13 protein-coding genes are annotated in these 15924 nt (G+C 35.8%); 5 read left to right on the top strand and 8 right to left on the bottom strand.

The genetic code is table 11. The features are described 5' to 3' along the window. Positions 1-8 precede the first annotated feature (8 nt). From prfB to ACOCEA_RS14590, 4 genes are all read right to left on the bottom strand, one after another. Positions 9-1107, bottom strand: a protein-coding gene (gene prfB / locus ACOCEA_RS14605) for a peptide chain release factor 2 (RefSeq protein WP_420757060.1) whose coding sequence is annotated in 2 segments (ribosomal slippage) — positions 9-1043 and positions 1045-1107 — 1098 coding nt in all. Because the reading frame shifts where the segments join, the coding sequence is not laid out codon by codon here. A gap of 63 nt (positions 1108-1170) precedes the next feature. Next, a complete protein-coding gene (locus tag ACOCEA_RS14600) occupies positions 1171-2022 on the bottom strand; it encodes a transglutaminase-like domain-containing protein (RefSeq protein WP_420757001.1) in 852 nt (283 codons plus the stop codon). A 31-nt stretch (positions 2023-2053) separates the two neighbouring features. After that, positions 2054-3001, bottom strand: a complete 948-nt coding sequence (locus ACOCEA_RS14595) for an alpha-E domain-containing protein (RefSeq protein WP_420757000.1) — start codon at positions 2999-3001, stop codon at positions 2054-2056. 6 nt (positions 3002-3007) lie between these two features. Next, positions 3008-4471 carry a circularly permuted type 2 ATP-grasp protein gene (locus ACOCEA_RS14590; protein ID WP_420756999.1) on the bottom strand — a complete coding sequence of 488 codons (1464 nt, stop codon included), beginning with the start codon at positions 4469-4471 and terminating at the stop codon, positions 3008-3010. 196 nt (positions 4472-4667) lie between these two features. On the opposite strand from ACOCEA_RS14590, the gene ACOCEA_RS14585 reads away from it, so the two are divergent. Both ACOCEA_RS14585 and ACOCEA_RS14580 read left to right on the top strand, forming a co-directional pair. Next, on the top strand, positions 4668-7073 hold the full coding sequence (locus ACOCEA_RS14585) for a zinc-dependent metalloprotease (protein ID WP_420756998.1): 2406 nt from the start codon (positions 4668-4670) through the stop codon (positions 7071-7073). 46 nt (positions 7074-7119) lie between these two features. Beyond that, positions 7120-8142, top strand: a complete 1023-nt coding sequence (locus ACOCEA_RS14580) for a threonine aldolase family protein (protein WP_420756997.1) — start codon at positions 7120-7122, stop codon at positions 8140-8142. 13 nt (positions 8143-8155) lie between these two features. Here the strand turns inward: ACOCEA_RS14580 and ACOCEA_RS14575 are convergent, their stop codons facing one another. Next, complete coding sequence (locus ACOCEA_RS14575) at positions 8156-8461, bottom strand: YegP family protein (RefSeq protein WP_420756996.1); 306 nt, start codon at positions 8459-8461, stop codon at positions 8156-8158. A 66-nt stretch (positions 8462-8527) separates the two neighbouring features. Next, positions 8528-8854: a YbaB/EbfC family nucleoid-associated protein gene (locus tag ACOCEA_RS14570; RefSeq protein WP_420756995.1), complete on the bottom strand. Its 327-nt coding sequence runs from the start codon at positions 8852-8854 to the stop codon at positions 8528-8530. Positions 8855-9000: 146 nt separating this feature from the next. Here ACOCEA_RS14570 and ACOCEA_RS14565 point away from each other — a divergent pair, with 146 nt between their 5' ends. The 3 genes from ACOCEA_RS14565 (at position 9001) to capB (ending at position 13553) form a co-directional block, all read left to right on the top strand. Continuing rightward, on the top strand, positions 9001-11061 hold the full coding sequence (locus tag ACOCEA_RS14565) for a S9 family peptidase (protein ID WP_420756994.1): 2061 nt from the start codon (positions 9001-9003) through the stop codon (positions 11059-11061). 76 nt (positions 11062-11137) lie between these two features. After that, the gene (capA, locus tag ACOCEA_RS14560) at positions 11138-12178 is read left to right on the top strand and encodes a cysteate synthase (protein ID WP_420756993.1); all 1041 of its coding nucleotides are present in this window, start codon (positions 11138-11140) and stop codon (positions 12176-12178) included. 115 nt (positions 12179-12293) lie between these two features. Next, complete coding sequence (capB, locus tag ACOCEA_RS14555) at positions 12294-13553, top strand: cysteate-C-fatty acyltransferase (RefSeq protein ID WP_420756992.1); 1260 nt, start codon at positions 12294-12296, stop codon at positions 13551-13553. Positions 13554-13619: 66 nt separating this feature from the next. Here the strand turns inward: capB and ACOCEA_RS14550 are convergent, their stop codons facing one another. Together ACOCEA_RS14550 and ACOCEA_RS14545 are read right to left on the bottom strand one after the other, a co-directional pair. After that, entirely contained in the window at positions 13620-14738 is a 1119-nt protein-coding gene (locus ACOCEA_RS14550) for a GTP cyclohydrolase (protein WP_420756991.1), read from the bottom strand. 87 nt (positions 14739-14825) lie between these two features. After that, on the bottom strand, positions 14826-15914 hold the full coding sequence (locus ACOCEA_RS14545) for a transporter (RefSeq protein ID WP_420756990.1): 1089 nt from the start codon (positions 15912-15914) through the stop codon (positions 14826-14828). Positions 15915-15924 lie beyond the last annotated feature (10 nt).

The following is a 15924-nucleotide window of genomic DNA, read 5'->3' as shown; positions in this document are numbered from 1 at the left end:
ATAGTAAGTTATACTTCATCTTTTTGTCCCATCATCATTAAATATGACTTTAAAAATCGGTCAATATCACCATCCATTACAGCATCTACATTACCTGTCTCTTCAGCGGTCCTGACATCTTTTACTAATTTATATGGATGCATAACATAGTTGCGAATCTGGGAGCCCCATTCTATTTTCATTTTGGATGATTCTATTTCTTGTCTTGCTTCCATTTTTTTTCGAAGCTCAATTTCATATAATTGTGATTTCAACATTTTCATGGCAGTGGCCCTATTATCATGTTGGCTTCTACTGTCTGAACAAGAAATTTGTATTCCTGTGGGATGGTGTACCAATTGAACTTTAGTTTCTACCTTATTCACATTTTGTCCGCCGGCCCCACTAGATCGTGCGGTGGTAATGGTTATATCAGCCGGATTTACATCTATTTCTATACTGTCATCCACCAGGGGATATACATATACAGATACAAATGAGGTATGTCTTTTTGCGTTGCTGTCAAACGGGGATATACGAACCAATCTATGTACACCGTTTTCACCTTTTAGCCAACCAAAGGCAAAATCACCGTCAATCTCTAGAGTTACTGTTTTTATTCCGGCAACATCACCTTCTTGATAGTTTAATTCTTTAACCTTATACCCATTCTTTTCTGCCCACATCATATACATGCGCATAAGCATGGCGGCCCAATCACAACTCTCAGTACCACCTGCGCCGGCAGTAATCTGTAACACAGCCGGAAGCTCATCTCCCTCTTCGGATAACATGTTCTTGAACTCCATTTTTTCCAAAACCTCAATGGCCTTTTTATATTGGAGTTCTACTTCCTGCTCAGAAACTTCCCCTTCAGCCAAAAACTCTATCAACACCTCTAAATCCTTTACCAAAAGTTCGGCAGTATTATAGTCATCTACCCATTGTTTTTTAGACTGGATAAATTTCATATGCGCTTGTGCTTCTTGTGGATTATCCCAAAAATCAGGAGCTAAGGTCTTTTCTTGTTCGTTTTCTATTTCTATTAATTTGGCATCAATGTCAAAGATACCTCCTTAACGCACCAAGGCGATCTATAAGACCTTTGTAATGGTCTGTAGTAATTATCATGCAATTCTATTTTACACAAAAATAATACTCTTTTAGGCAATGCACGAAAATATTTGAATTTTACTGTTGCTGATTGGTAACGGTTACTGAATACGTAGTTTTGTTTTTTCCCTTAGTATAAATCACTCCTTTTATAGGGGGGCAATCATTATAGTCCTTTCCATGACAGACTTTAATATGGTTGCTGTTAGCAAGGATATTGTTGGTTGGGTCAAATGCCAACCACCCTAAATAAGGTACATATGCCTCTACCCAGGCATGCATTTGGGAATCGCCAAAGTAGCCGTTTCCTTGATTTAGATAACCAGACACATATCTGGCAGGTATACCATTTAGTCTAGCCAAGGCACAGAATAAATGTGCAAAATCTTGACAAACCCCTTTTTTAAGGTTTAGAACAACATCTAAGCTAGTATTGGTGTTCGTCACACCTGTGGTAAATTGTAAGTGTTTATATGACCAATAATTTAAATCTTGTAGGTTTTGAAAAATGGACTTCTCCTTGTTGAATTCAAAATAGTAATTAGGGCCAATAATTTTGGTTAACCGTGTTTCTTTTAAAAAGGAAGTGAAATTTACCTTAAAATCTAATTCTTGTAGCTTGGTATACGCCGTTTTATGGTCTTGTTCTAGAGCAAAATCAAACGGATTGATATCAGTTTTTATAAGCTTAAAACTAGCCTCAAAGGATATTTCCTTAAATTTTTTCTTTGGATGAACCCTTATGGTATTAAAACCGTAGCCATTAATTGAAAATTCGTTAATGGCATGAATGGAGTTAGAAAAATCTATCTCCACTAATTCTTGGGAATCATTCTCTTGCGGTATTATTAAAAATTGCCAAAAAGCATCATTTACCCAATTTTCATATGTATTATCCGCCCTGTAGGTAACCGTATATTCTTCTGACATCTTAGATGCAAAAATACACTATTTGAACCCGCTAATAATGAAAGAATTCCTCATCTACCTTGTTGCTTATTTCTGCTAGACTTTTAAGAATATTCTCTATAAAGGACTTTATGTCTTGCTCAATTTCCTCAATAAATTTAAATTCATATTCTGCCCTTACCCTACCAATAAGAAATGCGGTTGAGGCTTTGTTATATCTTTTTTCTGGATTAAGTATTCTAACGTGTTTATATACTTGGTTAAGCGAATTCATTACCGATCTAGGACAATTAGGATTCAATATCAGAAATTCAAGGGTTGAGATACTAGTAGGGGTCTTTTTGTAAAACCTACGCATCATATCATATGATTCTGCACATTTCAGTAAGGTGGTCCATTCAAAACTTTTACTAAACTTTTCGTTATAACTCCCTTGTGCCAATAAAGCATCGTTATATTTTGAATTGATCATACGGGTAACTTGGGTAGCCCTTTCTATATTAACACCCATAAGAATAATAGCGTAAACGGAATCATGAAGTAGTGTGCCCCTAATTTTGCCTCTTAAAATAGCGCTCATTTCGGCAATATTCGTAGTAAAGTCATGTAGACCACTTTTTACAAAAATCGCTCTGGGGTAGTTTAAAACAAAGTGATAAAACTTGTTGATTGCCTCATACAATTCGGTTGAAATAAGGTCTCGTGCACTATTCGCATTTTCACGGGCCAGTTTTACATTGTTCAAAATAGAAAAATGGAATTCTGGGTCAAGTCCTATCTTGTATAAAATATTTTCTTCGGTCAATATTTTGTTAAAGTCCTTTTCTGGCTCTCCAACCATAAACAACATTGATCTTAAAACAAATTGTCGGTCTTGCGAAATTTGATTTGGGGCATCCAATGATGAAAAATAATTAACGCTCATATAACGTGCAATATGCTCTGAACGCTCAATATACCGACCCATCCAAAAAAGATTATTGGCTACTCTTGCTAACATGTATTTTTATTTTTTTAGTACCCAAGTGTCTTTTGAACCACCGCCTTGAGAGGAGTTAACTATTAAATTTCCTTTTTTAAGAGCTACTCGGGTCAAACCACCTTTGAGTACGAACTCTTTGTCTTTGCCTAAAATCGTGAATGTCCTTAAATCTACATGCCTTTGTTCAAAGGATTCAGAATCATCTATATATGTTGGATGTACTGAAAGGGACATAATAGGCTGGGCCACATATTTTCTAGGGTTTTCTTGGACTTCCTTCTTAACTTTCTCGATTTCTTCTTTGGTAAGACAATTACCAATAGAAATTCCATAACCACCAGCTTCATCCACAGGCTTTATGACCAATTCTTGAATATTCTCCAGAACATATTTTAGCTCATCGGGCCTACTACAGTGATACGTATGTACGTTATTTAAAATAGGTTCTTCATTCAAATAGTATTTGATTATCTGTGGCATATACGTGTACACGGCCTTATCATCAGCAACACCGGTACCTGGAGCATTCGCCAATGCTACATTTCCTTTTTTATATGCGGCAAACAAACCTGGGACACCAAGGGTAGAATCGGATCTAAACTCTAACGGGTCAATAAAACCATCATCTATACGCCTATAAATCACGTCTACACGCTCCGGACCTTTTATAGTTTTCATATAGACAAAGTCGTTTTCCACAAATAAATCTCGTCCTTCCACTAGCTCTACACCCATTGTTTTTGCCAAATAAGAATGTTCGTAAAAGGCAGAATTGTACATACCAGGGGTAATAACCACGCAGTTTGGAATATCTACGCCCTTAGGTTTAACAGACTCTAGTAATTCCAAAAGATTTTCCGCATAATCAGTAACCGTATGTGTCTGATAGTGATTAAAAACACCAAAAAGGGCTCGTTTAAGCGCTGTTCTATTGCAAATAACATAACTGACCCCTGATGGGCACCTAATATTATCTTCTAAAACATAATATTTACCGTCCTTATGTTTAATGATATCGGTACCTGAAATATGGTTGTAAATACCTCCAGGAGGATTTACCCCGTTCATTTGGTCTAAATAATTGGCGGAAGATGTAATTAGTTTTAAAGGAACTATGCCTTCCTTTAAAATATTTTTGTCATGATAAATGTCCCAAAGAAATAAATTAAGGGCCTTACTTCGCTGTATAGAACCTTTTTCAATTATATCCCATTCATCGGGATCTATAATTCTAGGAAAGAGGTCAAATGGAAAAATTTTCTCCTGGACATTGTCTTCCCCATAAACTTGAAATGTAATTCCTTGATTAAAAAAAGAGGCTTTGGCCTTTGCGTTTAGATTAATATAATCTTGAATGGAATGTCCTCCATAAATATCAAATAACTTTTGATAAACATCTTTGACCTTCCCTTCTGAGTCATAAATTTCATCATATAAATCAGGGTTTTTTTGATAGGATGAAAAAATTTGATTTTCGATGTTCAGCATATAAATTGTTTTCCTAAAAGGTAGTTTTTTTTTAAGTATTTACGGGTGTTGTTTCAATATTAATAGGGGGTTTAAATTTTGTTTTCCATAAAAATTCAGAGTATAATTTATCTATAATGTGTTTTTGCATCATCACCGTCTAGGTTAAATTTATTATTGGTAAATTATATATTTTTAAAGCCAAACTAATTTGAAAATGAAAAACAGAATTTTACTTCTTTGCACAATAACGATGCTATGCTTAGCACAGGTAACTGCACAGTTTTATGAGAAAAAAAAGGATTACTCCAAATATGAGGGACTTTTTAATTTCTATTATGACGGGGCCACCGATAAAATTTTTATGGAAGTTGTAGACTTGAATAAGGAATTTCTATATGTATATTCCCTTAGTAGTGGTATTGGAAGTAATGATATTGGATTGGATAGGGGACAGTTAGGGAATGAACAAGTGGTATTCTTTAAAAAAGCAGGTAATAAACTTTTGTTGGTTCAGCCCAATTTAAAATATAGGGCCAACACAGATAATGTTTTGGAGAAAAAATCTGTGGAACAGGCTTTTGCTAAGTCCATATTATATGGTTTTCCAATTGTAGAGAAAAGAAATGGCATATATGTAATAGATATAACTGATTTCTTATTACAAGATGCCCACGGGGTTGCCAATAGATTGCAAAACAGGGACCAAGGTAATTATAGTTTAGACAAAGATAGGAGTGCCATGACATTAGAACGTATTAAGGCATTTCCAAAAAATATTGAATTTGATGTCACCTTGACCTTCAAAGGAACTCCAAAAGGCGAATTTATAAAAAGTGTAGTGCCAAATCCAAGTTTAATAACGGTTGCACAACACCATTCGTTTATAGCATTACCAGATGATAATTATAAAAAGCGGGTATTTGACCCACGTTCTGGATCTTACCCTTTTTCTTTCTACGATTATGCAACACCGGTTCAGGAGCCGATTTTAAAGCAATTTATTACACGACATAGATTAGAGAAAAAGAATCCTGAATTAGGGGTAAGTGAAGCCGTCGAACCTATAATTTATTATTTGGATAATGGCACGCCGGAGCCTGTTAGGTCAGCGCTGTTGGAAGGTGGGCGTTGGTGGAACCAGGCTTTTGAGGCCATTGGCTACAAAAATGCGTTTCAATTGGTAATGTTACCGGACGATGCAGATCCTTTGGATGTTCGTTATAATGTAATACAATGGGTTCACAGATCTACTAGGGGGTGGAGCTATGGGAGTAGTATAACAGATCCTAGAACAGGTGAAATAATTAAAGGACATGTAAGTTTAGGTAGTTTACGAATTCGTCAAGATTTTCTTATTGCACAAGCATTAATGAACAAGCCATTTAAGGAGAGGGATGACAATGACAATACAATGTTAGATATTGCCCTTGCCAGAATAAGACAATTGTCCGCACATGAAATAGGCCACACACTAGGGTTTGCCCACAATTTTGCTGCAAGCACCAATAACAGGGCATCTGTTATGGATTATCCCCATCCGCAGTTCTCATTAAAAAATGGGGAGATTGACTATTCCAATGCATATGCAACAGGAATAGGCGAATGGGACAAAGTAACCGTGGCATATTCTTATCAGCAGTTTGATGGGGCTTTGGACGAAAGAGGACAATTGAATAAAATATTGGCCGAAGCTAAAAACAAAGGATTAAGATATATTTCCGATCAGGATGCAAGACCGCAAGGTGGCGCACATGTATTGGCACATCTTTGGGATAACGGTAAAAGTATAAGTGGTGAATTAATTGATATGTTGGCTATACGTAAGCAAGCTATAGAGAATTTCTCCATGGACAATATCCGTAAGAATGAGCCAAATTCGGTTTTAGAGGATGTATTTGCCCCATTGTATTTCTTTCATAGATATCAAACAGAAGCGGTAACAAAACAAGTTGGCGGATTAGATTATAATTACACGGTAAAAGGAGATGGCCAATTGACGGTGGCTCAATTGGACAAAGCGTCACAACTTGATGCTTTAAAGGCTGTTTTACAAACCTTAGATGCCAAAGTAATTGCTATTCCTAAGGATAAATTATCCTTATTTCCGCCTAGGGCCATTGGGTATGGAAGAACACGGGAGTCCTTAAAAGGTAAAACGGGAGTTTCGTTTGATGCGCTTTCCGCTGCGGAAACCGCTGCAGACATGTCTCTTGGTTTGTTATTACATCCAGAACGTGTTTCTAGGTTAGTGCAGCAAAAAGCAACAGAACAAGATAATATTGGGTTAAAGGAGGTTTTAGACGATTTAGTTTCTGAAACTATTTATAAGGTTCAAAAAGACCCCTATCTTAATGCTGTGCAGCAAAACATTAATTATAGGGTACTCTTCCATATAATGAATTTGGCCGCACATGACAATGTTCATCCTCAGGTAAATGCCATAGCAAATAAAAGCCTTATGGATGTATCCACTTATTTTGGAGGTAACGGTAAGGATATTAATTCAATTGAAATGATTAGAAGAATAAGGAATTTCATGGATAAACCCCATGAGTTTAAATTAATTCCAGTGTCATCGATTCCTGACGGTTCTCCAATTGGTATGGATTGTTTTGATTAAGCTGTAAATTGGACCGTTAAATTTAGATACAATTGAAATTGTGAATATGGAAATTAACTTGATAAGTGATACTGTTACCAAGCCTACACCTGGAATGTTGGATGCCATGATGAATGCCAAGGTTGGGGATGATGTGTTTAAGAACGACCCATCCGTGAACGCTTTAGAAGAAAAGATAGCTGCCCTATTTGGAATGGAGGCCGCACTTTTTTTCCCTAGTGGCACTATGACCAACCAAACCGCAATTAAATTACATACACAACCCGGTGAACAATTGATTTGTGATAAATATGCCCATGTATATAATTATGAAGGAGGTGGTGTTAGTTTTAATAGTGGAGTGTCCTGTAGATTGTTAGATGGTCATAGAGGTATGGTAAACGCCGCACAGGTAGAAGAAGCTATAAATCCGCCTGATTTTTATCATAGCCCACTTACCTCTCTGGTATGCATAGAAAATACGACGAACAAGGGAGGTGGTGCTTGTTGGGATTTTGAAGAGCTTAAAAAAATCAAGGCTGTTTGCATAGAACACGGGTTACACTATCACTTGGACGGTGCTCGTCTTTGGAACGCCTTGGTGGCCAAAAAGGAAACACCTAAACAGTATGGGGCAATTTTTGAGACTATAAGTGTTTGTTTGAGCAAAGGCCTAGGTTGTCCTGTTGGATCTGTTCTGTTAGGGAGTAAGGAAACCATTCATGATGCACTCCGAATCAGGAAAATTTTGGGTGGAGGAATGCGACAATCGGGGTTTTTAGCTGCTGCCGGTATTTTTGCGTTGGACAATCATATAGAAAGACTTTCAGAAGATCATGTCAAAGCCAAAGAAATAGGTGATAGGCTTTTGTCTTTGGATTTTGTTAAAAAGGTAGAGCCAATAGAAACGAACATAGTAATATTTGAAATAGATCAAAATTACATGTCAAGCATAGAATTTATGTCAAAACTACTCGATAAGCATATACATATTATCAGCATGGGTCAGGGGAAACTTCGTATGGTAACCCATATGGACTATACCGATGATATGCATAGCTATTTTTTAGAGGCAATGGGTACATTATAGCGGTATAATGTATTTAGGGTTGACTTAGTATGGTTTTTAAATTTTTGATGCCATTTTCCATACCAGCTTCGGAACTATATAGTCCACTGTTGCCAATAATACTTCCTTGTTCGTTCTTTAACGTAAATAGAAATTTGCCATCAAAGTTGGTTTTACGTTCAAAGTGTTTGGAAGAAGTGTCTACATCCTTTAACCCAGAAAGTGTTGTTTCCAATGATGCGTTGTCTGGAAAAATTGTGCTTTCCAATAAGGTCTTTCCCATATTGGATTTTACTATAAACTGATAATCTTGATTGTCAATCTTTTTAACCTCGATCATAAAATTTCTTTCTTTTAAAGATAAGAAATTTGGACAGATTTGTAATTGGAAAACGTTTCGGAGTATTTATTTAAAAAATGAGTCCATGCCAGGAATATTAGGCATGCCTTCTTTTGCTACGGCTGCAAGCTCTGCTTCATTTACCCTTGTGGCCTGTTCTATGGCCTTATTTAAGGTTATAATCAAATAATCCTCTAGTTGGTCTTTATCGGTTAAAAGACTATCGGAAATTTTAATTTTTTTTATTTCCCTATTAGCAGTTATCGTTACTTCCAACAAGTCATCAGATGATTTTTCCGTCAATAATATGGTATTCATCCTTTTTTTGGTTTCTTCTACTTTTTGCTGGGTTTCTTTTAACTTCCCCATCATTCCCATCATATCTCCAAACATGTTCTATATTTTATAGTTTAATCATGTAAAAGTAATAAATTGGATGGATTTAAATAGTACATATTGATTCAAGGACCATTCAAGTTTAGGTACATATTATTAGTGTTATTTTTGCATTCTCTTGTAAAAATGACAATACCAAAGAAATGAGCATACCAACACCTCCCATAGCAGACAAAAAGCCTAAAGAATTAGTGCAAGATGGCAAAGTTCGTGTAGATAATTATTATTGGCTTAATGACAAAGAAAATGAGGAAGTACTTTCTTATCTAAAAAGCGAGAATAGTTATTATCAACAAGTAACGGCACACACCAAAAAATTTCAAGAAGTCCTTTTTGAGGAGATGAAAGCTAGAATTAAAGAGGATGATTCCTCTGTGCCTTATAAATTAAATGGGTATTGGTACAAATCCAAATATGAGGTTGGTCAGGAATACCCAATATATGTAAGGTTTAAAGAGACTTTGGATGCGCCTGAAGAAATTATGTTCAATGGTAATGAAATGGCAAAAGGGCATGAGTATTTTAGCATAGGGGGTATAGCTATAAGTCCAAATAATAAACTTGCCGTTTTTGGCGTAGATACAGTTTCTAGAAGGCAATACACCCTGGGTATTAAGAATTTGGAAACTGGTGAAATATATCCAGATAAAATAGATGACACAACAGGGGGTGGCGTATGGGCTAACGATAATAAGACGTTGTATTATACTAAAAACGATACAATAACTTTACGGTCAGATAAAATTTTCAAGCATGTTTTAGGTACGGATACTTCAGAAGATGAGCTAGTTTTTCATGAAAAAGACGATACTTTTAGCACATTTGTTTACAAGACCAAATCTAAAAAATATTTGGTTATTGGATCATATAGTACGCTAACCTCTGAGTTTCAGATCTTATCATTAGATGCTCCTGAAAAAGGATTTAAAGTTTTTTCACCACGTGAGCGAGGGTTGGAGTATTCTATTTCTCATTATGGAGATTCCTTTTATGTTTTAACGAATAAGGACAAAGCCACCAATTTTAAATTAATGAAAGTTGGAGAAGATAAAACGTCATCTGATAATTGGATGGAATTTATACCACACAGAAAGGAAGTATTATTAAGTGATATTGAAATATTTAAGGATTATTATGTGCTTTCAGAAAGAGAAAATGGCCTTAATAAACTTAAAATGGTAAGATGGGATGAGAAGGAATCATACTACCTTCCTTTTAAAAGTGAGACATATACCGCATATGTAGGTAACAATCCAGATTTTAATACAGAAATAGTAAGGTACAGTTATAACTCTTTAGCAACACCAAGTTCTGTTATAGACTTTAATATGCGCACCCAAGAGAAAGAAATTAAAAAAGAACAAGAAGTCCTTGGAGGTAAATTTAATAAGGAAGATTATAAAGAGGAAAGAATTTGGGCAAATGCTAGGGATGGAGTAAAAATTCCAATGTCTGTAGTATATCACAAAAATACCAAACTAACAAAGGACACCCCTATTTTACAATATGCATACGGTTCATATGGGTATACTGTAGATCCTTATTTTTCTACCATCCGTCTAAGTCTTTTAGACCGTGGGTTTGTATATGTAATATCCCATGTTAGGGGAGGTGAGTATTTAGGGCGTGAATGGTATGAGAATGGTAAGTTGCTGCAAAAGAAAAATACATTTACGGATTTTATAGACTGTTCTAAATTTTTAATTGACCAAAACAAAACGAGCAAAGGTCATCTTTACGCCATGGGTGGTTCTGCTGGTGGGCTTTTAATGGGTGCGGTTGTTAATATGGCACCAGAGCTTTATAATGGTGTAGTAGCCTCGGTACCTTTTGTAGATGTAGTTACTACGATGTTAGACGATACTATTCCCTTGACCACTGGAGAGTATGATGAATGGGGTAATCCTAATGAGGCAGAATTTTATGAATATATGCTATCATATTCTCCATATGATAACGTAAAGGCACAGAAATATCCTAACTTACTGGTTACTACTGGCCTGCATGATTCTCAGGTACAGTATTTTGAGCCAGCAAAATGGGTGGCCAAATTAAGAGATTTAAAAACCGATGATAACCTTTTATTGTTTGATATTAATATGGAAGCAGGACATGGTGGTGCGTCGGGTAGGTTTGAATCCTTAAAGGAAGTGGCAAAGGAATATGCTTTTTTACTGGATTTGGAAGGTAAAATTTCACTCTAGAAAAAAAATAGTAGATTTGTACGGAAATTTACCCAAATCTTGGATTTGATAAATGGAAATAAATAAGCATCCCCTTATGAAAAATGAGATAAAAGCTCATAATAATATCCTAGAACTTATTGGAAATACACCCCTTGTCAGACTTAATCGTATGACGGAAGGATTTCAGGGTGATTTTTACGCGAAAGTGGAAAGTTTTAATCCGGGACATTCATCTAAAGACCGTATTGCAATCCATATTATTGAAGAGGCAGAACGCAAAGGAATACTAACAAAAGGCAGCACAATTATTGAGACTACTTCTGGTAATACTGGTTTTAGTATTGCTATGGTAAGTATTATTAAGGGTTACGATTGCATTTTAGCCGTTAGTTCTAAATCTTCTAGTGATAAAATAGATATGCTGCGTTCAATGGGAGCAAAAGTATATGTTTGCCCAGCCCATGTAAGTGCAGATGATCCTAGGTCTTATTATCAAGTAGCAAAGCGCCTACACGAGGAAACAAAAGGATCCATTTATATCAACCAATATTTTAATGAGTTGAATATAGATGCACATTATAAATCTACGGGTCCTGAAATTTGGGAACAAACCGGAGGTCAATTAACACATTTTGTTGCTTGTAGTGGCACTGGAGGAACAATTTCTGGAACTGCAAGATATCTAAAGGAGCAAAATCCAAAAATTAAGGTAATTGGGGTGGATGCGTACGGTTCAGTCTTAAAAAAGTATCATGAGACCGGTAATTTTGATACCAATGAAATATATCCATACCGTATAGAGGGATTGGGAAAAAATTTAATTCCATCTGCAACAGATTTTGATACCATAGATAAGTTTATAAAGGTAACCGATGCCGAAAGTGCACATACAGCAAGGGAAATATCTAGAAAGGAAGGGCTTTTTGTTGGGTATACCAGTGGTGCTGTTATGCAAGCATTGAAACAACTTAATGAAGAAGGGGAGTTTAACAAGGACAGTAAAGTTGTTGTTATATTTCCAGACCACGGTTCTAGATACATGAGTAAAATTTATAGCGATAAATGGATGGAGGACCAAGGATTTTTGGAAAACGAAACGGTAGAGGAAACTCAGGCCATACAGTTTGTTAAATAATACCTCCAATAAGATTAATTTAAAAGCGGGTAGTAACCCGCTTTTTTGTATTCTAAATAATTTGTGAATGCATCTTAAAAATATTTACTTTTGCAAACAGAACCAAATTTAGGTAATGAGAGATTTATTTGATAGAATCGTTGAAAATAAGGGCCCTTTAGGAAAATGGGCTTCACAGGCCGAGGGTTATTTTGTATTTCCAAAATTGGAAGGTCCTATTTCTAATAGGATGAAATTTCAAGGTAAGGATGTAATTACTTGGAGTATAAATGATTATTTAGGTCTTGCCAACCTTCCTGAAATAAAAAAAGTTGATGGAGAGGCCGCTGCTGAACATGGTGCGGCATATCCGATGGGTGCTAGAATGATGAGTGGTCATACAGAGTATCACGAGCAATTGGAAAAAGAATTGGCAGCATTTTCGCAAAAAGAAGCTTCTTACTTGTTAAACTTTGGTTATCAAGGATTTATGTCTGTAATAGACGCTTTGGTCACAAAAGATGATATTATTGTTTATGATGTAGATTGTCATGCCTGTATTATTGATGGTGTTCGTTTACACATGGGAAAACGATTTACGTTTACCCATAACAATGTAGAAAGTTTAGAAAAGAACTTAGATCGTGCCACAAAAATGGCAGAACAGACAGGAGGTGGAATTCTTGTGATTTCTGAAGGCGTTTTTGGTATGCGGGGTGAGCAAGGTATCCTTAAGGAAATTGTTGCTCTTAAAAATAAGTACAAATTTAGGTTATTGGTCGATGATGCCCACGGATTTGGAACACTAGGTGCCACTGGAGCAGGAGCTGGAGAGGAGCAAGGCGTGCAAGATGAGATTGACGTGTATTTGGCAACATTTGCTAAATCAATGGCTAGCATTGGTGCGTTTGTAGCAGCAGATCAAGAAATTATAGATTATTTAAAATATAATTTACGTTCACAAATGTTCGCAAAGTCACTACCAATGGTATACGTGAAAGGGGCTTTAAAGCGATTGGATATGTTACGAACACAACCAGAGCTAAAAGCTAAGTTGTGGGAAAATGTAAATGCACTTCAAAACGGACTTAAAGAAAAAGGATTTGATATAGGTACCACTACTAGTTGTGTAACTCCTGTGTATTTAAATGGAAGTATACCAGAGGCCATGGCCTTGGTAAAGGATTTACGGGAGAACTACGGAATTTTCTGTTCCATAGTGGTTTATCCAGTCATTCCAAAAGGATTAATCTTGTTAAGGTTGATTCCTACGGCAACACATACCATGGATGATATTAAGGAAACCTTGGCCGCTTTCTCTGGTATAAGGGAGCGTTTACAGAATGGTACCTATAAAAGATTATCTGCTGCGGTAGCTGCGGCTATGGGAGAATAATTCACTCAACTTTTAATAAAAATTAAAAAGTCCGAATTAATTAATTCGGACTTTTTTTGTACTTGATTATAGGTTTTTCTTGTACGTTCTTCTACGTTTATAAATGACTGGATCAAAGTGTTTCCACATTTGTTTAATAGCAATATTTTCTTCTAATTCGGGAGTCCTATAACACATTTGTATTCCCTTTTCTTTAAATGTTTTATAGTATTCATTAAAAATAATTGCGGTTACACCTTTATTTTGATATTCTGGGTGAATGCCTATGAGGTAAAATATAACGTCTTTGCTGTTCTTTTTTGCTTTTAGTAAATGATAGATTCCAAAAGGAAACAATTTCCCCTTTGCTTTCTGTAACGCTTCCGAGAAAGAAGGCATCACAATGGCAAAAGCAATTAATTTATCGTTCTTATCCTTTATAAACTTTATGTATTCAGGATTAATAAAGCTTATATATTTCTTCTTAAAATATTCTTTTTGTATTGGTGTTATCGGCACAAAAGAAGAAAGATTGGCATACGTTTCGTTAAAGAGATCAAACATCTCATCGGCCATAGGCATAACTTCCTTAGTACTGTTAAAATTAACCTCTATTAGACCATATCGTCTTTTGATGAGGTCATTTAGTTTGGTGAACAATTTAGGGTCTGCATTTGCCGCTGGAAACTTATTTTCCATATATTCCTTCTCCTTAACAAATCCTAAGGCTTCATAATGATTTTTATAATAAGGATGGTTATACCAAGTAATCATGGTGCCTATATGATCAAAACCTTCAACCAAAACACCCACTTTATCCAAATTTGAAAATCCTACCGGACCTTCCATATACTCTAGTTGATTGTCATTACCTATTTCTGCCACTTTTTGCAATAGCGCGGTTGAGACATTTTTGTCATCAATAAAATCAAACCAACCAAAACGCATTTTATTGACCTGTTGGTGGTTTACTTCAAGTCTATTTATTATTGCGGCGACCCTACCAACAATTTCATTGTCTTTATAGGCTAAAAAGAACCAAGCTTCGGCATCTTTAAAAACAGGGTTTTTTGTTTTGTCAAAAGTTTCCATTTCATCCTTAATAATAGGTGGAACCCAATATTTAGAACCCTTGTACAAGGAGAAAGGAAAGGTTACGAATTTTTTTAAATCCTCTTTTGAGGAAATAGATTTTATACTGACCATTGAAGCTATTTATAACCTTCAATAATAGGTATATTATTCTACACTTGAAAATATGAAAAGGACGTATTTGTAAAAAAAAGATGGTTTTTAGAACTCAATCTCATCACTATCTTCTTTCTTCTTTTTTTGGGTTTTCTTGAGTTTTCGAAGTTGTTTCTTAGATGGACCAAGATCAATATCCTCAGCGCCACGACCTTTGTTTTTTACCTTTTTGGTTTTCCTTTTTTTCTTCATGGTGTTTTTAGGGATTGCGCCACCATTTTCATCGGCATTTTGATCTTCAATAGGTACAAGGGTATCTTTGTGAAAATCAAACCTATAAGAACCGCCAATGCTCATGAACACTCGTGAGGGCGTGTTTTTGAAACTGGCCCCTAGGTTCATATCCACTTGTAATTGTTCACTTAATAAATGAGCAACCCCACCACGCAAAATCATATCGGCATAGCGGTCACTTTTAATTCCTTGATATTCTGTAAAGGCACTCCATTTGGGGTTTCTAAAAGCGTGTGAAAGGGAAATCAGAACACTTAATTCTGGGAATTCTGTTCCTATTCTGTCATATGCTGTGTTTGTAATCATAACAAACCTGGGAGTTAACCTACTTTGTGTGGCAATCATTGCCCTAGGAGATATAGTGGCTTCACCGGGAAAATATGGATTGTCCCCTAAAACAAAATTAGCACCGCCATAAAGGGATATTGCAGGTAACAAATTTTTAAATTGAAATTTATGATTCGCTCTCCAACTATAAAGGTTTGGTTTATTTCGTTCTGGATTCTTAAAAGGATCATAAACAAGATACTTTAAACCTAATCTATTTCTTGAGAAATCCCTTCTTTTGGCTTTTATTCCAAAATTTATAAATGTTATATCCTGATCTTGGAAACTGCCTTCATAATTGAGTTCTAACCTTTCAAATAATAAACCATATCGCAAGGATAGGTCCGTACCCCACATGTCTGATTGCGTATTTAATAAACTATGGTCACTCTGTTCATAAAAAAGGCCTAATTCTGCCTGAACTACGTTTTTACCCACGGCATAGGCACTAACGGAAAGTCCAGGCCTATTGGAGTTGATAACGTCCGTATACTGTGCTGTCACATAAATTGGCGAAATAATAACTATTATAAGAAGAATAAAGATTCTTTTGATATTAAAGGGGCTCCCCATAGAATCGACT

It is taken from the genome of Maribacter luteocoastalis (genome assembly GCF_048890225.1).
Taxonomy (GTDB): Bacteria; Bacteroidota; Bacteroidia; order Flavobacteriales; family Flavobacteriaceae; genus Maribacter; species Maribacter luteocoastalis.
This window is presented reverse-complemented; position numbering and strand designations above follow the sequence as displayed.